The sequence below is a fragment of the Streptosporangium becharense genome (assembly GCF_014204985.1).
Lineage (GTDB): Bacteria > Actinomycetota > Actinomycetes > Streptosporangiales > Streptosporangiaceae > Streptosporangium > Streptosporangium becharense.
The window spans coordinates 814982-834225 of record NZ_JACHMP010000001.1 but is presented as its reverse complement, the minus strand read 5'-3'; the positions used below and the strand labels follow the sequence as shown (position 1 = coordinate 834225).

At 72.7% G+C, this 19244-nt stretch carries 18 protein-coding genes; 7 read left to right on the top strand and 11 right to left on the bottom strand.

All coding sequences use genetic code 11. The annotated features are described in order from the left end of the window. Positions 1–122 precede the first annotated feature (122 nt). Positions 123–1223, top strand: coding sequence for an NADH:flavin oxidoreductase/NADH oxidase (locus tag F4562_RS03635; RefSeq protein WP_184545225.1), 1101 nt, complete (start codon positions 123–125; stop codon positions 1221–1223). A 240-nt stretch (positions 1224–1463) separates the two neighbouring features. Here the strand turns inward: F4562_RS03635 and F4562_RS03630 are convergent, their stop codons facing one another. Then, positions 1464–2771: a glycine hydroxymethyltransferase gene (locus tag F4562_RS03630; protein ID WP_311734173.1), complete on the bottom strand. Its 1308-nt coding sequence runs from the start codon at positions 2769–2771 to the stop codon at positions 1464–1466. 176 nt (positions 2772–2947) lie between these two features. Between F4562_RS03630 and F4562_RS03625 the strand changes: the two genes are divergently transcribed. The 3 genes from F4562_RS03625 to F4562_RS03615 are packed head-to-tail and all read left to right on the top strand — an operon-like array spanning position 2948 to position 5646. Beyond that, on the top strand, positions 2948–4018 hold the full coding sequence (locus tag F4562_RS03625; RefSeq protein ID WP_184545223.1) for a PucR family transcriptional regulator: 1071 nt from the start codon (positions 2948–2950) through the stop codon (positions 4016–4018). 29 nt (positions 4019–4047) lie between these two features. Continuing rightward, a complete protein-coding gene (locus F4562_RS03620) occupies positions 4048–4206 on the top strand; it encodes a hypothetical protein (protein WP_184545222.1) in 159 nt (52 codons plus the stop codon). 3 nt (positions 4207–4209) lie between these two features. Continuing rightward, positions 4210–5646: a WS/DGAT/MGAT family O-acyltransferase gene (locus F4562_RS03615; protein ID WP_184545221.1), complete on the top strand. Its 1437-nt coding sequence runs from the start codon at positions 4210–4212 to the stop codon at positions 5644–5646. Here F4562_RS03615 and F4562_RS03610 read toward each other — a convergent pair. From F4562_RS03610 to F4562_RS03595, 4 genes are read right to left on the bottom strand one after another with little or no spacing between them, the layout of a single operon-like run. Beyond that, positions 5533–6060: an ATP-binding protein gene (locus F4562_RS03610; RefSeq protein ID WP_184545220.1), complete on the bottom strand. Its 528-nt coding sequence runs from the start codon at positions 6058–6060 to the stop codon at positions 5533–5535. The two genes, F4562_RS03615 and F4562_RS03610, sit on opposite strands and share 114 nt — an antisense overlap. 25 nt (positions 6061–6085) lie before the next feature. Next, positions 6086–6703, bottom strand: coding sequence for a type 1 glutamine amidotransferase domain-containing protein (locus F4562_RS03605; RefSeq protein WP_184545219.1), 618 nt, complete (start codon positions 6701–6703; stop codon positions 6086–6088). Between the two features lie 41 nt (positions 6704–6744). Then, positions 6745–7077 carry a DUF4031 domain-containing protein gene (locus F4562_RS03600; protein WP_184545217.1) on the bottom strand — a complete coding sequence of 111 codons (333 nt, stop codon included), beginning with the start codon at positions 7075–7077 and terminating at the stop codon, positions 6745–6747. Next, complete coding sequence (locus F4562_RS03595; RefSeq protein ID WP_184545215.1) at positions 7074–7625, bottom strand: TetR/AcrR family transcriptional regulator; 552 nt, start codon at positions 7623–7625, stop codon at positions 7074–7076. The genes F4562_RS03600 and F4562_RS03595 overlap by 4 nt, the downstream gene beginning before the upstream one ends. 111 nt (positions 7626–7736) lie before the next feature. Between F4562_RS03595 and F4562_RS03590 the strand changes: the two genes are divergently transcribed. After that, complete coding sequence (locus tag F4562_RS03590) at positions 7737–9308, top strand: MDR family MFS transporter (RefSeq protein WP_312872065.1); 1572 nt, start codon at positions 7737–7739, stop codon at positions 9306–9308. A gap of 76 nt (positions 9309–9384) precedes the next feature. After that, complete coding sequence (locus F4562_RS03585) at positions 9385–10338, top strand: GNAT family N-acetyltransferase (protein ID WP_184545211.1); 954 nt, start codon at positions 9385–9387, stop codon at positions 10336–10338. A gap of 188 nt (positions 10339–10526) precedes the next feature. On the opposite strand, the gene F4562_RS03580 is transcribed toward F4562_RS03585, so the two are convergent. Next, a complete protein-coding gene (locus F4562_RS03580) occupies positions 10527–11888 on the bottom strand; it encodes an MFS transporter (protein ID WP_246473343.1) in 1362 nt (453 codons plus the stop codon). A 108-nt stretch (positions 11889–11996) separates the two neighbouring features. Between F4562_RS03580 and F4562_RS03575 the strand changes: the two genes are divergently transcribed. After that, a complete protein-coding gene (locus F4562_RS03575) occupies positions 11997–12854 on the top strand; it encodes a helix-turn-helix transcriptional regulator (protein WP_184545209.1) in 858 nt (285 codons plus the stop codon). Positions 12855–12986: 132 nt separating this feature from the next. On the opposite strand, the gene F4562_RS03570 is transcribed toward F4562_RS03575, so the two are convergent. The 5 genes from F4562_RS03570 to F4562_RS03550 form a co-directional block, all read right to left on the bottom strand. Next, positions 12987–14333 carry an AAA family ATPase gene (locus F4562_RS03570; protein WP_246473342.1) on the bottom strand — a complete coding sequence of 449 codons (1347 nt, stop codon included), beginning with the start codon at positions 14331–14333 and terminating at the stop codon, positions 12987–12989. Beyond that, positions 14330–15796 (bottom strand): hypothetical protein, encoded by a 1467-nt coding sequence (locus F4562_RS03565; RefSeq protein WP_184545208.1) that lies wholly within the window; start codon positions 15794–15796, stop codon positions 14330–14332. Before F4562_RS03565 ends, F4562_RS03570 begins: the two co-directional genes overlap by 4 nt. Positions 15797–15830: 34 nt before the next feature. Next, positions 15831–16958: a hypothetical protein gene (locus F4562_RS03560; protein ID WP_311734172.1), complete on the bottom strand. Its 1128-nt coding sequence runs from the start codon at positions 16956–16958 to the stop codon at positions 15831–15833. Positions 16959–16986: 28 nt separating this feature from the next. After that, positions 16987–17763 carry a hypothetical protein gene (locus F4562_RS03555; protein ID WP_184545206.1) on the bottom strand — a complete coding sequence of 259 codons (777 nt, stop codon included), beginning with the start codon at positions 17761–17763 and terminating at the stop codon, positions 16987–16989. Between the two features lie 159 nt (positions 17764–17922). Beyond that, positions 17923–19242 carry an aminotransferase class I/II-fold pyridoxal phosphate-dependent enzyme gene (locus F4562_RS03550; RefSeq protein WP_184545204.1) on the bottom strand — a complete coding sequence of 440 codons (1320 nt, stop codon included), beginning with the start codon at positions 19240–19242 and terminating at the stop codon, positions 17923–17925. Positions 19243–19244: the final 2 nt, after the last annotated feature.

The following is a 19244-nucleotide window of genomic DNA, read 5'->3' as shown; positions in this document are numbered from 1 at the left end:
GTACGACGAAGGTCGTAGTTTGACATTTGTCGTAGTACGTAGCTTATCGTATTAACCGGCGTCCGGGGTGCCGCCCGGGCCGTCCGCGACAGCTGCGAAGAGCCCCCAGAAGGAGCACCACCGTGAGCGCCCTGTTCGAACCCCTGACGCTGCGCGATCTCACCGTCCCCAACCGGGTCTGGATGGCCCCCATGTGCCAGTACTCCGCGGCCGTCCAGGGGCCGGAGGAGGGGGTGCCGACCGACTGGCACCTCACCCACCTGGCCGCCCGCGCGGTCGGCGGCGCCGGTCTCATCCTGACGGAGGCCACCGCGGTGACGCCCGAGGGCCGGATCAGCCCCGCGGACCTCGGGATCTGGAACGACCGCCAGCAGGAGGCGTTCACCCGCGTCACCCGCCTGCTGCGCGAGTACGGCGCGGTGCCCGGCATCCAGCTCGCGCACGCCGGACGCAAGGCGTCCACCCGCCGTCCCTGGCAGGGCGGCGGGCCCACCGGCTCCGGAGAGCACGGCTGGCAGCCGGTCGCGCCGAGCCCGATCCCCTTCAAGCAGGGCCACCCCGTCCCCACGGAGCTGGACGTCGCGGAGATCGACCGGATCGTCGGCGACTTCGCCGCGGCGGCGCGGCGGGCGCTGGCGGCCGGCTTCCAGGTGGCCGAGGTGCACGGCGCGCACGGCTACCTGATCGGCGAGTTCCTGTCCCCCTTCAGCAACCGCCGCGCCGACGCCTACGGCGGCTCCTACGAGGGCCGCACCCGGTTCGCGCTCCGGGTGGTCGACGCGGTGCGCGAGGTCTGGCCGGACGAGCTGCCGGTGTTCTTCCGCATCTCGGCGACCGAATGGCTGGACGAGGACCCCCTGGACGACCGCGAGAGCTGGACCGCCGACGACACCGTCCGCTTCGCCAAGGACCTGCTCGCCCACGGCGTCGACCTGCTCGACGTCTCCACCGGCGGCAACGTCGCCGGGGCCCGCATCCCCACCGGCCCCGGCTACCAGGTGCCGTTCGCGGCCCGGGTGCGGGCGGAGACGGACCTCCCCGTCGGCGCGGTGGGCGAGATCACCGATCCCCGCCAGGCTGAGGAGATCATCTCCTCCGGCCGGGCCGACGCGGTCCTCCTCGGCCGAGAGTTGCTGCGCAACCCGCACTGGCCGAACCTCGCCGCCCGCGAGCTGGCCCCCGCCGCCGCCCGCTGGCCCGACCAGTACGGCTACGCGGTCTGACCCGCGCACGGCCCGGCACGTCCGGTGCGGGCCCGGCGGGCAGGAATCGGGGCCTCGGGGAACGGGCGGCGGACCGGCCGCCCCGGAGGGACGGGCGGCCGGTCCGCAGGGGGGCGGGGGATGACCTGCCCGCGTGGGGGGTTCGCGGGCAGATCCGCCGGGGGAGTGCGGGGGCGGCGGTATTGACGGACCGGCCCGCCAGGGGGCGTGCCCCCGGGGGTCGAGCGGGCCGGTCCGGGCTCATGAGACGGCGCGGCGCAGGGCCATCGCCTCCTGAAGGATCTTGACCGGCGGGTGGCCGTCGACGAGCAGGCGGCGCATCAGCGCCGCGACCTCTCCCATGGCCTCCGGGCCGAAGCCGCGACGGGTCACCTCCTGGGTGCCCAGCCGCAGCCCCCGCGCGGGCTCGCCCGGGGGCTGGCCGGGCAGGGTGGCGCCACCGAGATAGATGCCGCCCTCCGCCAGCGAGCGGGCCGCCTCGTCCCCTCCGCCGAACGCCGCGACGTCCACCGCCACCTGGTGCGAGGCGGTCCAGCCCCGGCCGGGGGCCGCCACGGCGAAGCCCTCGCGGTGCAGCGCTCCGGCCAGCGCGGCGGCGTTGGCGATGCAGCGGTCGGCGTGGTCCGGGCCTCCCGCGGCGTGCTCGGCGGCCGTGACGGCCAGCGGCGCCAGGCGGGACGCGTCGTAGTTGGCGGTCAGGCCGGGATGGGCGACCGACGACACCCGGTGGGCGAGATCCTCTTCACGGGTGATCACGGCTCCGCCCGGCGGGCCGCCGAAGGACGCGTAGGTCGACATGGTCAGCAGGTGAGCGCCTTCCTCCAGTGGCTGCTGGAACCGCCCGCCCGCGACCAGGCCCGCCACCTGCGAGGCGTCGTAGAGCAGCAGCGACCCCGCCGCGTCGCAGGCCGCGCGGATCCGCGCGACGTCGTACGGGAAGAGCATCAGACCGGCCCCGATCATCACCAGGGCGGGCCGGTGCTCACGCAGGAACGCCGGCAGGGCCGCGTGATCGACGTCGAACCGGCCGGCGTCGTAGGGCAGGTCGGCCACCCGCAGGCCCCTGATGGCGGCGGTGCCCCGGGCGTGGTGGCCGGCGTGCCCGCCGGCGCTCTCCGGCAGGAGCGCGACCGTGTCACCCGGGCGGGTGAACGCGCCGTAGCAGGCGAGGGTGGCCAGCGTCGCGCTCTGCAGCCGCACCTCGGCGAACGCGCCGCCCATCACGGCCGCGACCTGGAGCGGGGCGAGCACCTCCAGGACGTCCACCTCGTCCAGGCCGGTCTGCGGCTTCTCGCCCGGCCAGCCCGTCGACGGGCGACCGCCCAGGGAGATCTCGTAGGCCGCCCGTGCCCGCTCGCTCATGGTGTTGGTGCCCGCGTACAGGACCACGCCGTCCTCGTCGAGGCGGCCCCGGTGCTCGGCGAGCACGGCGTCGACAAGGCGGACGACGCCCTCCAGCCCCAGCCCCGCCACCTCCGACTCCAGCTCGGTCAGGCGCGCCCGCGCCCGGGGCGACGCCCAGGGGGCGACGCGGCTGCGTTGCTCCACGGCGGTTCCCTCCCCACGATGACGGCGCGGTGTGGCGCACGGGCCGATGCAAGAACAGATGCAATCACATTTGCACGGGCCGATGCACGGGCTAATGAGTGCGACGCTACGGCCCGCGCCGGGACGAGTCATCGTGCCGCCGGTGGAGATCGTTCCTACATCTGTAGGATCGAGGGGTGATCGCGGATGACGTTCAGGACCTTCTGGAGTCGCTCGCCGCGGCCCTCGGCCGGGGCATGTCCGTGGACGACCTGGAAGGACGGGTCGTCGCGCACAGCGCGCACCACGGTGAGGTCGACCAGGTCCGGGCCCACGCCATCCTGTCGCGTTCGGTCCCGGCGGAGGTGGGAGCCTGGCAGGAGGCGCACGGGGTGGCCGCGACCCGGGAGCCGGTCCGGGTCGCGGAGAACCCCGGTCTGGGCATGGCGGCCCGGCTCTGTGTTCCCCTGCTCCACCAGGACCGCCGCGTCGGCTACCTGTGGATCATCGAGGGCGAGGGACCGCTGACACCGGCCGAGGAGGCCAGGGCCGTGCGCGACGCCGCCGCCATCGCCGCCCTGCTCGACGACGGCGGCAGCTCCCACACCCTGCGCCAGCTGCTCACCGGCGAGCTCACCGTACGGCGGGCGGCCGGGGTGCTCGGTGAGGGACCGCTGCGCCTGCTGGCGCTGCGGGGAGACCCGGCCGTCCTGCGCGACGCGGTCGCCGTCGAGGTCTCCCGGACCGGCCGGCCCCCGGCCTTCACGGTCCTCGACCGGCACGCCGTCCTGCTGCTGAACCGCGGTGAGGATCCCCAGTCGCTGGGGGAACGGCTGAGCGCCAGGACCGGCGGGAACGCCGGGGTCAGCGACGTCCACGCGGGGCTCGACTCGGCCGCCGAGGCGTACGCCCAGGCGGTCACCGCGGCCCGCGCCGCGGCGGCCGAGCCCGCGCTCGGACCGGTCGCCCACTGGGCCGGGCTCGGTGTCTACCGGCTGCTCGCCGGATCGTCCGCCCTCCCGGTCGCCCAGGCCGACACCCCGCTGGCCCCGCTGAAGGAGCACCCGGCGCTCACCCTGACCCTGGAGACCTACCTCGACACCGGGGGAGACGCCCAGGAGACCGCCCGCCGGCTCCACCTGCACCGCACGAGCCTCTATTATCGTCTGACCAGAATCGAGGAGCTGACCGGCCGCCGGCTCAAGGACGGCGCCCACAGACTGGAACTCCATCTCGCGCTGAAACTCGTTCGCTGGAATACGGTGTAGCGGCGGACGAATCAGGGCACAGCACTGCGGTGTTGCAGTTGATCAGCGAGATCGTCGCCTTCACGATCGTGCTCCTGCTCATCCCGCCGGCGTTGTTCCTGATCTCAGTGGTCGTGCTCGCCGTCCTGGGGGCGTTGGCCCTGACGACCGGCCGGGAGCAGCATGGAAGCAGGACCTACCGGAGGTAGACGGTGCGGCAACTGAGCGCGGTGGACACGCAGTTCCTCAACTTCGAGACCTCGACGAACGTGGCGAACATCGGGGGGCTGGCGATCCTGTCCGGCGAGCTGTCGCGCACCCGGCTGCTCTCCCTGCTCGCCCGCCGCCTCCATCTGGCCCCGCCGCTGCGGCTGCGGCTCGCCTTCGTCCCGCTCGGCCTGGACCACCCGTACTGGACCGAGGACACCAGGATCGACCTCGACTACCACGTGCGCGAGATCGCACTGCCCGCGCCGGGCGGCGACGAGCAACTCGGCGAACAGGTGGCCAGGCTGCACGCCCGCCCCCTCGACCGGCGGCGGCCCCTGTGGGAGATGTACCTGATCCACGGCCTCGCCGGTGACCGGACGGCCCTGTACACGAAGGTCCACCACGCGGCGGTCGACGGTGTCACCGGCGCCGACGTGCTCGCCTCCCTGCTGGACGTCTCACCGGAGCCCGCGGAGGTCACCATGGCACCCCCGCGCGAGCCGGAGGAGCGGATCGGCACGGAGGAGATGATCGCCAGAGGAGTGGCCAAGGCCGTCGTCAACCCGGTCCACCTGGTGCGGTTCCTGGCCGAGGCGGTGCCGCGCCTGGACGAGATCCCGGTGGTCTCCCAGCTGCCCGGGGCGGGGCTGGTCTCGCGGCTCACCCGCGACCTGACCGGCCGCCTGTACGGCACCGCCGACCTGCCCTCGATGCCCCGCATGCCCGTCCCCCGGACGCCTTTCAGCGGCCCGGTCTCCGCCCACCGGCGGTTCGCCTTCTCCAGCCTTCCCCTCGACGACGTCAAACAGGTCAAAAACGCCTTCGGCGTCACGGTGAACGACGTGGTGATGGCCCTGTGCGCCGGCGCGCTGCGCCGGTGGCTGCTCAAGCACGGTGCGCTGCCCGACCAGCCTCTCGTCGCGGGAGTGCCGTTCTCACTGCGTTCCCCCGCCGACCACCGCACCGGCAACCAGGTCACTCTGATGATCACTACGCTGGCCACCCAGGTCGCCGACCCGGTGGAGCGGCTGATGGCCGTGCGCGACGCGATGCGCGTGATCAAGGAACGCTCGTCGCTCGCCCCGGCACGCTGGCTACAGGAGATGAGCGACATGATGCCCTCCGCGCTGACCGGCCTGGCGGCGCGCGCCGCGTTCGCCCTCTTCGCCGGGAGCGCGGGGCCGATCAACGTGCTGATCTCCAACGTCCCCGGCCCGCAGGTCCCGTTGTACGTCAGCGGTGTCCGGCTGCTGTCCTACCACCCGGTCTCGGTCGTCACCGACGCGAGCGGCGGCCTCAACATCACGGTCTTCTCCTACGACGGATCACTTGACGTCGGCGTGATCGCCTGCCGGGAGATGGTCCCCGACGTATGGACGATCACCGACCATCTCCGGGACGCCCTGCTGGAGCTGAAGCTCCTCGTTGAGCAGCAGTGAAAGCCCCGGGGCGTCGTCGACGAAACGCAGGAACTTCTCCAGGCAGACCACGGAGCCGTGCTCGGGCCTGCTGGTGAAACGGATGTCGTCCGCCAGCGCCCGCATGATCTGCAACCCGCGGCCGTGCTCCGCGGTGGGGGCGGCCGAGGCGGTCCCGGTGAAGTCGAAGCCGTCTCCGGCGTCCACGACCTTGATCACACACTTGTCGCGGGCGAGCTCGGTGCTCACCATGTAGTCGTCACTCGGAGTCGCGTGCTTGATGACGTTGGAGCACGCCTCCGAGAGCATGAGCTGGATGTCCTCACGGATCCTGGGCTCCACCCCCAGGGTGCGGAGTGAGGAGTCCAGAAGCTGCCTGATGACGGGAACACTCGCGGCGTCACGAGGAAGACGTAGCGCGATCGTAGCCTCCACAGTCCTTCTCCTTCACGTCCGACCCCTACAACCGACCTCTGAACCCTTGCCCCGCCCGGCCTGTCCTAATCGGGGACGGGCCGGGCGGGATCGGCGGGCTACCCGCCGAAGGCGTCGACGGCGCCTGGCAGAAGGCCTTGAGATCGTCGGGCTTGCGGCTGGTGACCAGGGTGTTCGGGCCGCCGGCGCAGACCACGACCTCCCGGTCCTCCCAGGTCGCTCCGGCGTTGCGCAGATCCGTCTGCAGGCTCGGCCACGAGGTGAGCGTCCGGCCGCGCACCACGTCCGCCTCGATCAGGGTCCAGGGGGCGTGGCAGATGGCCGCCACGGGCTTGCCGGTGTCGAAGAAGTCGCCGACGAACCGCACGGCGGCCGGAACGGTGCGCAGGAAGTCGGGGTTGGCGACGCCGCCGGGCAGCACCAGGCCGTCGAAGTCGGCCACCGACGCGTCCTGGACGGTGACGTCCACCGGGAACCGGTCGGCCTTGTCGAGGTGGTTGAACGCCTGCACCTCACCGGGCTCGACGGATACCAGCTTCGGTGTGCCGCCCGCCTGCTTGACGGCGTTCCACGGCTCGGTGAGCTCGACCTGCTCGATCCCCTCCGGAGCGACGAGAAACGCGATCGTCCTGCCGTTGAGCATGTTCCCTCCCGATGACGTGCTGGTACGACCTTTCAGGTCCTTCAGTGGCCCGTCATGCCCGGCACGTCGCGGTCCATGCGATCTGCGTGGTCTGTGTGGCCGAGACGTACCGGGCGCGTCTTGCGCCGGCGCAGCCCCGCCGCGATGAGGCGGCCGACCAGTTCGCGCGACGACACGGCCTGCGCGCCGAGCGCGACGGCCCGTTCGTAGACGGTCTCGGGGACGTCGTAGTGGTCGCGGTCGAACGCCCGGCGCGGCACCCCCAGCGCCGCGGCGAAGGCGTGCAGCTCCTCGACCGAGACGTCGCTGACCAGGTGCGACCAGAGCAGACCGCGCGGACCCGGCCAGTTCGGCGGGTCGATGAGGACGCTCACCGCCGCAGCAGGTCGAACGCGACCTCCAGGGCGGCGGCCTGGCGCTCGTCGTCGGAGATCGTCTCGTCCGGCAGCCCGAACCACGCCGCGTGCAGCGCGAACAGGGCCATCGTGTTCCGCAGCCGGGTGGCCGCGGGGTCACCGGGCTCGACGAGGAAGGCGATCAGGTCGAACATCCGGGCACGGGTCTTCTCCATGGCGGGGTGGTGTTTCAACGCCGGCTGGTTGCGTTCCAGGAGCCGCATGATCTCGCTGTGCCGGCCCCGGCGCAGGCCCTCGGAGTAGCGGCGGATCAGCTCGCGACGGGTCTCCTCGGTGCGCGGCCGGGTCTCGGCCCAGGTGATCAGCTCCTCCACCGCGCGCACCCGGTCCTCGACGAGGCTGGTGACGATGTCCTCCTTGGTCTTGAAGTGGTAGTAGAGGGCCGCCTTGGTCACGCCGAGCTCCTCGGCTATCTCGCGGAGGGAGGTGGCCTCGTAGCCCTGCTCCGCGAACCGCCTCAGGGCGACGTCCTGGATACGGGTGCGGGTGTCGGCGTGATCCCTCATGGTTCCCTTCACGGCGAAATCGGCTTGACGGCCGGCAAGTAAGCGGTCATTCTAGCGACTCGCATCGTGAGCTAGCCGGTCGGCAAGTAAGTAAGGCTTTGGGGGACGGAAGTGAACGAGACCGCGACTGCGTCCGGGCGGCAGCGTGAGGTCATGGTGGTGCTGCCAGGGCTCATGCTCGCCATGGTCCTGGCCATGCTGGACAACATGATCGTCGGCACCGCCATGCCCCGCATCGTCAACGAGCTGGGCGGCCTGGCGCACCTGTCATGGGTGGTGACCGCCTACGTCCTCGGCACCACCGTCTCGACCCCCATCTGGGGCAAGATCGGCGACCTGTACGGCAGGAAGAACATCTTCCTCGCCTCCATCGTCCTGTTCATGATCGGCTCGGTGCTCTGCGGCATGGCCGGCTCCGACCTGCTGGGCGGGCCCTCCGGCGGGATGACCCAGCTCATCGCCTTCCGCGCACTGCAGGGCCTGGGCGCCGGCGGTCTGATGGTCAACGCGATGGCCATCATCGGCGACCTCGTCCCGCCCCGCGAGCGCGGCCAGTACCAGGGCATCATGGCCGCGGTGATGTCGCTGGCCATGATCGCCGGCCCGCTCGTCGGCGGCTTCATCACCGACCACCTCGACTGGCGCTGGGCCTTCTACGTGAACCTGCCGGTCGGCTTCGTCGCGCTGGCGTTGCTGGCGGCCAAGCTCAAACTGCCCAGACTCCGCACCGAACATCGCATCGACTGGACGGGCGCGGCCCTGCTCTCCATCGGGATCACCGCGCTGGTCCTCATCACCACCTGGGGCGGCAACGACTACGCGTGGGGCTCGCCGCAGATCCTCGCGCTGACGGCGGTCGCCGTGGTGTCGCTCGCCCTGTTCGTCCCGGTGGAGCGCCGCGCGGCCGAACCGATCATGCCGCTCGGCCTGTTCCGCAACCGCAACTTCACCCTGGTCTCGCTCGTCGGCTTCCTGCTCGGCTTCGCCATGTTCGGCGCGATCAACTTCCTGCCGCTGTTCCAGCAGACCGTCCAGGGCGCCTCGGCCACCAACTCCGGCCTCCTGCTGCTGCCGATGATGGGCTCCGCCATGGCCGTCTCGCTCTTCGTCGGCCGGGCCATCACCGCCACCGGCAGGTACAAGGTCTACCCGGTGCTCGGTGGGGTGATCATGACCGTGGCGATGTGGCTCCTCTCCATGATGGACGCCCACACGCCCGCCTGGCAGACCGGCGTGTTCATCGCGGTGCTCGGCCTCGGCATGGGCTTCCTCATGCAGACCACCATGCTGATCGCCCAGAACAGCGTCGAGCAGAAGGACCTCGGCGTCTCCAGCAGCGCCTCCACGTTCTTCCGCTCCATCGGCGGCTCGTTCGGCGTCTCCCTGTTCGGCGCGGTCTTCAACAACCGGCTGAGCTCCAGCCTGGAGAGCAAGCTCGGCGCCGAGGGCGGGAAACTGGCCTCCAGTGGCGGCCAGTTCGACCCCGCCGCTCTGGAGCGGTTGCCCGCGAACGTACGGGCCGGTTTCCTCGACTCGCTGGCCTTCGCCATCTCCGAGGTGTTCTGGTGGGCGATCCTGTTCGCGGTCCTGGTCCCGGTGTTCGCGGTCTTCATCAAGGAGATCCCCCTGCGCGGCGGCCCCGAGCAGGCCGCGAAGGCCGAGCCCCCGGTCGCCGTCGACTAGCCGATCAGCCGGCCGGTCAACGGTCCCCAAGTCCTTACCCAGTGACGAGCAAGCCGCCTCCGGCACGATCATGGCCATGACGACAACCGCTTCCGCCGACGGGTACACCACCCGGCGGCCCTCGGCCGACGACGCCCGCGAGATCCACGAGCTGATCTCACTCTGCGACACCCAGGTCATCGGCAAGGCCGACATGACCTTGGACGACGTCGCCGACCAGCTGAACGATCCGGCCTTCGACCTGGAGGCCGACGGCTGGCTCGTCCACGACTCCTCGGGCCGCCTGGTCGCCTGGGCCTGGGCCTGCCGCAAGGGCACCAGCGACAACGTGGACATCGACGTGGTCGTGCATCCCGACGCCCCCGGGCTGACCGGCGGGCTCTGGGACACCGTGACCGAGCGGGCCGGGCGGCTCACCGGCGAGCTGGGCCACGAGCGGGCCGTGCTGGACATCGGCCTGTACCGCGAGGACAGCGGCAAGCGCGCCATCGCCGCCGCCCGCGGCTTCACCCCGGCCACCAGCTTCATCCGGCTCCGCGCCGACCACGGCGGGCCGGTGCCCCACCCCGACCTGCCGCCCGGCATCACGCTGCGCGACGGTCTCACCGAGGAGGTCCGCCGCCACGGCCACGCCGTCCAGCAGGCCGGCTTCGCCGACCACTTCGGGTTCGCCCCCATGGGCTACGACGAGTGGTACGGGGAACTGGACTCCTCCGCCAGCAATGACTGGGCACAACTGGTGGTCGCGTACGCCGACGGTGAGCCGGTGGCGATGCTGCTGGGTACCAACGCCTTCCTCGGCGACGAGAACTGCGGCTACGTGCGCCGGCTGGCCGTGCTCCGCGAGTTCCGGGGCCGCGGCCTGGGCCGCTTCCTGCTGCGCCACGCCTTCGCCGAGGACGCGCGGCGCGGCAGGGTCGGCACCTACCTGCATGTCGACGCCAACAACAGCACGCCCGCGCTGGATCTCTACCTGTCGGTGGGCATGCGCCAGGTGCTGGCGATCGACGTCTGGCGGTGCACCGTCTGACCCGGGCGGGGGATCGGCCGTCCCGGGCGGGGCCATGCCGGTCCGGGAGGGCCATATCGCCCAGGGCCTCCCCGCCCTGGTGGGCCCCTCCGCCCCGGTGGGCCCCTCCGGTCCGGTGGGCGGGTGGGCCTCTCCGTCTCGGACAGGCCGCGGCCGACGACGGCGCGGTGGCGGGCCCACCGGTGGGCTCACCGGTGCCGCAGCAGCGGCAGCGCGCACACCCCGGCGGCCGCGACCGTCACCGCCAGCGCCGTCCCGGTGCCCGTGATCGAACCGGTGCCCAGGTAGAGCGACCCGAACACGGCCACCCCCACGACGTGGCCGAGCTGGTTCACCATCGCGAACAACCCACTCGCGTCCGCCGCGTCCTCGGGGGCGGTGCGGGCGAGTCCCATCGCCAGCGCCGGGCTGAACGCCCCGCCAAGGCCCGCGCCCATCACGGCCAGGGCCGCCGCCAGCAGCGGCCGGTCGTGCCCGCCGCCCAGCGCCGCCCCCAGCATCAGGTAGCCGAGCGCGGCCACGACACAAGAAAAGATGATCATGAAGCGGTGCGGATGCCCGGGAACCCGCCGCCAGCCGATGCCCGCGGCGGCGAAACCCGCGGCCGCGGGTACGAAGGCCAGCCCCGCCGCCGGCGGGCTTTCGCCCAGGACACCCTGCAGGTGCAGGGCGAGGGCGAACAGGAAACCGCCGTAGGTGGCCATCGCCCCGAAGACCACCGCGGCGGCGTGGACGGCGCCCGGAGCCCGGAGCACGCGCGCCGGCACCAGCGGCGCGGCGGCCCTGCGCTCGACCAGCACGAAGACCACGGCGAGTCCGGCACTCGCCGCCATGGCGACCCACCCCCACAGCGGCCAGCCACGCTCGTGCCCCAGCACCAGCGGCACCACCAGGAGGCCGACCGCCAGGGAGAGCGTCACCAGACCGGGCAGGTCCACGGGCCGGTGACGGACCGGGCCGCCCGCGGGCAGCGCCCGCGCACCCAGCGCGAACAGCCCGAGCCCGATCGGCACGTTCACCAGGAACACCGGCCGCCACGCCGCGCCGAACAGGTCGGCCGAGACCAGCACGCCGCCCAGCACCTGGCCGGTCACCGCGGCCACGGAGAGGACCGCGGCGTACCGGCCGAGCGCGCGCGAGCGCGCGGCGCCCTCGAAGTTCGTCTGGATCATGCTCAGCACCTGCGGCACCATCAGGGCGGCTCCCGCCCCCTGGAGGAGACGGAAGGCGATGAGCTGCCCGGCGGAGGCGGCCAGCCCGCACGCGAGCGACGCGGCGGTGAAACCCGCCAGCCCGTACAGGAACAGCGTCCGCCCGCCGTGACGCCCGCCCAGACGGGCGCCGGTGACCAGCAGCATCGCGTAGACCACGGTGTAACCGGAGACGACCATCTGCAGGTCGGAGCCGGACGCGTCCAGGTCGGAACGGATGACGGGTGCGGCGACGTTGACGATGGAGACGTCCAGAACGGCCATGAACTGGCCGACGAGGACGACCGTAAGCAGCCACGGGGTGCGGACGGCCGGAGTGGGAGTGGATGTCAGGGGCATGGCGAAGACTCTGCGGCCGGGCCGGCACCGGTAGTGAGAGCCTGCCGATCCTGGTACCGGCAGCACCTGGCACGCCGTCCGCCCGTCGGCCACCATGGGGGAGTGACCGTGACCAAGGGGCGAACCCGCCGCGCCGAGCTCGCGGCCTTCCTGCGCAGCCGCCGTGACCGCATCACCCCCGAGGCCGTCGGACTGCCCGCCGGGCTGCGCCGGCGCACCCCCGGTCTCCGCCGCGAGGAGGTGGCCCTGCTCGCCGGGGTCGGTGTCACCTGGTACACCTGGCTCGAACAAGGGCGGCCGATCAACGCCAGCGTGCAGGTGCTCGACGCCGTCGCCCGCACGCTCGGGCTCGACCGGGCCGAGCGCGAGCACCTCTACCGGCTCGCCGACGTGCCGGCCGTGTCCGAGCCGGAGGCCGGCGAGCGGCTGGAGCCGGAGACCCGGATCGTCCTCGACCAGCTCGACCCGCTCCCCGCGGCCGTCTACAACGCCCGCTACGACCTGCTGGCCTGGAACGAGACCTACGGGCTGCTGTTGCCCGACATGACCGGCGGCCCGCCGCACGCCCGCAACGCGCTCTGGCAGATCCTCCTCGCCCGGGAGTGCTGCAATCCGGTGGTCAACCGCGAGGAGGAGATACGCCAGATGGTCGCCACCCTGCGGGCGGGGTTCGGGCGGCACCTGGGGGAGCCCGCCTGGACCGAGTTCATCCGCGCGCTGTCGGCGGCCAGCCCTGAGTTCGCGAGCCTGTGGGCCGCCCACGACGTGGCCAGGCCCGGCAGCCGCATGAAGATCTTCCAGCATTTCGCCATCGGCCAGGTGCGCACCACCTCGACGAGCATGACGCTGACGTCGCCGCCCGAGACGAGGATGGTGGTCTACACGCCGCTCGACGAGGAGAGCCGCGAGCGCATCGCCCGGATCCGCGCCAACCCCGGCCTGCGGGCGCCTCACCACACGCACTGAGCGCGTACACGCATTGAGCGAGGCCGCCGCACCCGCCGCCCGCGCACGGCCTCACGATCACCGTCCGCGCGGCTCGTGCCGTCCCCGCCGGCCGTGGCCGTCGTGCCCGATGGAGCGCGACCGCCCGCGCGGCTAACCGGCGGGGGTCACCCGGTGCTTGGAGAGGTGTGCCAGCACCGCCTGGTTGGCCTCCCACCCGTCGGGGAACTTCACCGGCACGCCGAGCGGGACCGGCTCGGCGGAGGGGTGGGAGTCGAGCAGCTCGGGGATCCCCGCCCTGGCGACCACCACGCAGGCGTGGCGGTGCCGCGAGGTGAGCACGCACAGCCGTCCCGACTCCAGGTGGAACGCGGTGGCGTCGCGCCGCCCGGAGAGCGGGTGCAGCACGAACGTCACGTCGTACTCCCGGCCCTGCAGGCGGTTGGCGGTGTCCACCGTGATCTCCTCCGGCACCCCGGCGGCGCGGATCGCGGCGACCTGGTCGCGGTGGGCGGCCCCGATGGCGATCCGGTCGGCCGTGACCCGGTGGCTGCCGCGCTCGGAGTGCGCGACCGGCCCCCGCTGCAGCAGCCGCACCGCCAGCACCGCCGTCGCCTGGACGGCTTCGGCGTCCGTCCGCACCGTGTGCCGGCTCGGCAGCTCGTACAGGGCCCAACCCGACGCGGCGGCCTCCTCCAGCGCCCGGTCGTAGGAGGTGCGCATGCCGTCCACGGTGAGCTCCAGCGACCGGTCGGCGTGGCCCGTCCCCGCGCGGAACCCGGTGAACGGGTAGAACGCCTCGGAGACCACCGGCGCCGCCGACGCGGGCAGCCGCCAGGAGACCGGCAGCCGGTGCACCGGCAGGTCGGGGTTGTGCCGCAGCAGCACCGAGACCGCGCTCTGCACCGGGTCCCACGACAGACCCGCCCAGCGGTCGCCGTCCACGATCGAGAACGGGTCGAGCTGGCCGGGATCGCCCACGAACAGCGCCCGCTCGAAGAGCGAGGCGATGCGCAGCAGCTTGTCCGAGCGCATCTGGTACGCCTCGTCGACGATCGCCCACGGCCAGGTCCGGTCGCCGACCCAGGCCCACTTGTCGGCGGTGGCGATCACCACGGCCGGGTCGCCCAGGTCGGGCAGCTTGCCCGCCACGGAGACGTTCGGGTGGGCGAGGACGCGGCCCGGCGTGATGTAGCCGCCGGCCGACAGACGGCCGATCGTCAGGTCGGGGTGTTCGACCGCGAGCCGGTCGACCAGGTCGTCGACCTGCTCGTTCGTCTGCGCGACGATCATCAGCGGCTCGCCGGTCCGGGCGATGTGCCCGGCCGCCCTGACCACCAGGGTGGACTTGCCCGCGCCGGGGGGCGAGTCGACGACCACGCCGCGATGCCGGGGCAGGTCGGCCAGGACCGCCTCGACCACGGCCGCGGCCTCCCACTGGGGTGTCACGCCGCTCCCGCCGCGGCCCGCCGCGTGCTCCGCCGCCCGGTGAGGGCTCATGACCATTCCTCCTGCGCGTCGTCGTCGGCCACGTACTCCTGCGGCGGGCCGCCGTGGGTCCACGGCGTCTGCTCGGGGTCGGGGAGCGCCGCCGACGACTGGAAGTCGTCCGTCAGCGAGGTGTAGCAGACCTGCTCGCCCGGCCCGGGGACCGACCCCGGCGCCGGGGTCTTGCTCCGCCCCATCCCCTTGACGATCTTCAATACGATCTCCCCGCCGGAGATCTCGACGATCTCGGCGGCGTGGCCGCGCCGGTCGGGGCTGCCGACCGTGGTGCCGGGCATCAGCCGCACCGGGTCTGCGGTCTCGACCGTGACCAGGGGACGCAGCTTGCGGGAGCGGCCCTCGCCCTCGGTGTGCTCGGGGTCGGCGTACGTGACCGTCCCGGCGAAGGCCTCGCCGCTCAGCCGGTACTCGGCCATGATCAGTGGATCGTCGTAGGCCCGCTGCACGTCGTAGCTCGCCTGGGCCCGTTCCATCCCGGCCAGCCGCGCGGCGGCGCCGACCGCGCCGTCCCGGCGCGCCTGGGGCGGCCCGCCCTCGGCGATCCGTTCGACGAACCGGGTGAACGATCCGCGGTCGGCCTCCCAGCGGTCCTTGACCCGTTCCCCCTCGGGCAGGCGCCGCAGCAGGCCGACCGCCCGCCACATCAGCCGCCAGGTCGGGTCGAGCTGGGTGCGCAGCGCCTGGGCGATCCGCTCGACGGCGCGTTCGGTCGGCGCCTCCTCGTACGCGGCGATGGCGGGGGCCAGCACCTCGTTGTCGAAACCCGGGTCGGTGGTGGGCCCGGCCGGCGGCCAGAGCAGCGGATCCTCCGCCTCCTCGGCGGCCTGCGGCCCGGACATCCCGACCGGCGGGTCGATCCAGCCCATCAGCGCCGCCAGGTTGGAGTCCTCCAGCCCGCTCTGCCCGGTCGCCCAGTGCTGGGCCAGCGCCTCGGTGGCGGTCAGCAGCAGGCAGGAGCCCGGCTGGTGCGACCGGTCGGCGAAGTAGGTCAGCCACCGGCCGAGCACGGGCACCGACGGGTGCACCGGGTAGGGGCCGTCGGCCCGCCGGAACCGGGTGGAGCGCCCGAGCAGCCCGGTGAACGAGGCCGCCGGGCGGTTCGGCACGATGATCTGCGGCGCGTCCAGGCACCGCTCGTACGGCTCGCCGCCGCGGCGCTCGACCGTCTCGGTGGTCTTCTGGAACCCCTCGACGTAGGGCAGCAGCACCTCGGCCAGCCCGGCGGCGAAGGCGAAGCGCAGGTCGCGGTTGCGCGGCTGGGGGACGACGAGCAGCCGCGGGTGGTCTGGATCGGTGCCCACCATCGCGGCCAGCGGCGCCGCGCTCTCACCCGCGAGCCTGAGCGGGACGAGGACCATCGGCCGGTCGGCGATGTGACAGTGCCGGACCGTGGTGATCCGCTGCGCCACGCCGTCCCGGGCGGCCCGCAGCCGTGCCAGGGCCGTCAACGTGCTCACGGCGCCTCCTCCACCGGCCCGCGCCGGACGGCGGTCACCGCAGTGACTCCTCACGCAGCCGGTTCGCCAGCCGCAGCAGCTCGGCGATCTCCTCCTGGCCCTCGGCCGGCTCCAGCGTGCCCTCGGCCAGGCCCAGCGCCTCGCTCACCCGTGAGACCCCGCCCAGCTGGTCGCGGACCTGGCGGCCGAGCAGCTCGGTGGAGCCGCACCCGCGGGCCTCGTCGCGGCAGAACATGCACATGTCACACGTCGCCAGGCAGTCGGGGGCGTAGCGGGCCGGCACCCGGCGCAGCGCCTCGGCCAGTTCCTCCGCCGAACGGGTCGGCGTCCCGTCCTCGCCGGGGGCCAGGTCGAAGGTGAGGCCCTCGGGCAGGCCCGAGAGCAGGTGTTCCACCCGGGTCATCCGGGTGAGCTGCCGGGTGAGGACCGCCAGCTGCTTGCGCACGTCGACCAGCGCCCCGGCCGGGCGGTTGGCGAAGTTCTCCGGGCAGATGAGGACCACGTCGTGCGAGACGCGCTCCGGATCGTGCCCCAGGTCGGCCAGGAGCGTGCGCAGCGCCAGCACGTACACCGCCGCCTGCCGGGCCGCCGCCGCGACCTTCTCCGGTTCGGCCTGGCCGTCGACCAGGGCGAACGACTTGATCTCCACGATGTGGAAGCGCCCGCCGACCTGGAAGGCCACCACGTCCGGCTCCAGGTAGGACGTGTGCCCGGCGATCTCCAGGCTGAACAGCGGGTGGTCGTAGAAGACCGCCGTGCCCTCCTCCTCGCGCGCCGCGTGGTCGATCAGTGCCCGGGTGTGGGAGTGACGCAGGTGGGAGCCGACGCTCTCCACGTCCCGGTAGCCGACCTGGGGAATGGGCAGCCCGAGCAGCTCGCGCAGGACGCGCAGCAGTTCGGCGCAGCCGTTCTCCTTGACCAGCGCCTCGAACCCGTTCCCGCGGGTGATGGCGAACTGCGACTGGCCGAAGGGGGCGGGGAAGCCCACATGCCTGGCCGTGCGGTCCTTGTCGATCCCCGCGGCGTCCATCACGGAGCGGCGGGCGCAGCCGGGGTTGGCGGCCAGCGCCGCGATGGCCCGCGCGTCGTGCGGACGTGCCGGCACCGGCCCGCGCAGCTCCTCCAACCTGTTCAGGAAGGCCCGCTCCTGGAGGCGGTTCACGGACCGGCTCCCTCGTCCCGCCCGATCTTCAACAGGCCCCCCTCAGGGTGTTCATCGCGGTGACGCCGAACAGGCGCTCCACGTCCGACAGTTGTCTCGCCGCGCGCGCCGCGACCTCGGACCGCTGGGCGGCGTCGGCGGCCCGGTGCACCTCCAGTTCGGCGCCGGCCGCGCGGAGCGCGATCACCGGGTCGGCCGGGGCGAAACCCGCGGCGGCGCCCGGGATGTTCTGCGCCATCCGCGACAGCAGGCGCACCGCCCCCGCGGGAGGCTCCGCCAGCCGGGTCAGGTGTTCGGCGATGCGCATCGTGGAGGTGAGGAAGTGCACGCGCGGGCTGAGCGGCCCCAGCACCCGCAGCTCCGTCGGCCACGTGCTGTCGGCGAGCAGCCCGCGGGCGGGGGAGAGGCGGTCGGTCAGGGCGGCGCACAGGTAGTACGGCCTGGCGTAGGGGTCGCTCCGGAAGGACCGCTCCTCGTCGCGCCGGAGGCTGGTGAGCTGGGAGCCGCGCAACTCGCGGGCGAAGAACGCGGCGTTCACCGCCACGACCAGCTTGGCCGAGGTGGGCACGCCCAGCAGGGCGAGCGCCTGGTGGACCTGCTCCCTGATGGGCATCAGCGAGACCTCGGCCTCCCGCGGACGCGGCGGCGCTTCGGCGGTGACCGCGGCGTCCCACGCCTGCTCGGCGCGGCGCAGGTCGCCGCGGAGGGAGCGGGCGAGCGCGTTCTCCCGCGCCGCGACGGCCCGCCGCACCTCCGCGCGCAGCTCGGCTATCCGCCGTTCCAGCGCGTCCAGTGAATCACTCACGGCCCGGAGCGTAACAGGAGTTCCACCAGTCTCCGCTGAATTCCAGTGATTTCCAGCATTAAAGTCCAGGTCGCCTCAAGGCAATACCTGGATAAAAGGTGCATTTGGTGTGAAATTTGCCGCAGGGGCGTGTCCGCCGGACCGGGGAAACCCGGCAGGTCAGCCGCTCCCGGTGAAGGGCAGCGCCTCGCGGCACCGGACCAGCGCCTGGACGAGTCCCTCCACCTCCTCCATCTCGAGGTCGGCGCGCACCGCCAGCCTCAGCACCTCCCGCCCGGCCGGCATCAGGGGCTTCTGGAAGACGGACACGACGAACCCCTCCCGGCGCAGGAACTCCAGCACCCGACCGCCCAGGCGGGGAACGCGCAACGGGATCGCGACGATGGGCGTGTCCGCCGTGACGTCGCCCACCAGGTCGAACCCGGTCTCGGCGAGACGCAGGCGGGCATGCCGCGCGACGGCGCGCAGCCGTTCGCGGCGGGTCTCCCCGTACTCGCCGGCCACCATCCCGATCAGCCGGACCGTCGCCGCCGCGATCCAGGGCGGGACGGGAGCGGAGAAGACATGCTGGGGGCTGCAGAACTTCAGCAGCGTCGCCAGCCCGGGGTCGCCGACCGCCGCGTACCCGCCCGGCTGGCAGAACACCTTGGTCAGCGTCCCCATGATCACCAGCCGGTCGCGGTAACGCTCGAAGTCCGCCACCTTGGCGGTGACGCCGCGTCCCCGGGGGCCGAGGACGCCGACCGCGTGCGCCTCGTCCGCGTAGACCAGGCAGTCCCACTCCTCCGCCAGGCGGCACAGCTCGGCCATGTCGAACTCGCGGCCGGTGGCGGACTCCAGGGTGTCGGTGAGGATGACCCGTACGGCGCGGTCGCCGTGGGAGTCCATCGACCGCCGCAGGAGGGCCGCCAGATGGCCGATGTCGCCCGTCCGATAGGTGTGGGCCACGCACGCCCCCTCGTTCAGCCGGGAGGCGAAACGAATACCGTGCCGTGCGGAGAAATGCAGGTCGCCGTCCATGAAGAAGATCGTGGGTGCGGGTTCGGTCGCGGGCACGGGAAAGGCGTCCCGATGCATGCGAATGAAATGACTGTTCGTCCGCAGGCCCAGGGCCTCCATCAACGAGAAGTTGGTGGAATACCCGGAGCTGAAGGTGATCGCCGTTCCGCACCCGAGATGGAAACGGGCCAGTTCCTGCTCCAGAAGATGCGACTGGCCGGTCTGGATAATGGCCTCGCTTCCCGGGATTCCGCAGTCATGGCGTTCGAGGCTTTCGGCCATCACCCGTTTGACCTGCGGATCCGAGCCCAGAGCGAGGTAGTCCAGCCCGGAGAGGTCGATCGCCCGGCCGCCGGGGACGTCGAGGTACTTGCCCGCGAACACGTCCCCGCGCGTTCGGTGGCGCGGCTCGAACACGGTCACGCCTCCGGCGGCGCGCCGAAACGCCTCGGCCTCTTCACGCAGAATTCTGATGCCCATCG

Bases quoted from the DNA above. Each gene is read 5' to 3' on its own strand.
- F4562_RS03605 (WP_184545219.1), bottom strand. From the start codon at position 6,703: ATGCTCAACGGCAGGACGATCGCGTTTCTCGTCGCTCCGGAGGGGATC.
- F4562_RS03595 (WP_184545215.1), bottom strand. From the start codon at position 7,625: ATGAGGGATCACGCCGACACCCGCACCCGTATCCAGGACGTCGCCCTG.
- F4562_RS03585 (WP_184545211.1), top strand. From the start codon at position 9,385: ATGACGACAACCGCTTCCGCCGACGGGTACACCACCCGGCGGCCCTCG.
- F4562_RS03580 (WP_246473343.1), bottom strand. From the start codon at position 11,888: ATGCCCCTGACATCCACTCCCACTCCGGCCGTCCGCACCCCGTGGCTG.
- F4562_RS03570 (WP_246473342.1), bottom strand. From the start codon at position 14,333: ATGAGCCCTCACCGGGCGGCGGAGCACGCGGCGGGCCGCGGCGGGAGC.
- F4562_RS03550 (WP_184545204.1), bottom strand. From the start codon at position 19,242: ATGGGCATCAGAATTCTGCGTGAAGAGGCCGAGGCGTTTCGGCGCGCC.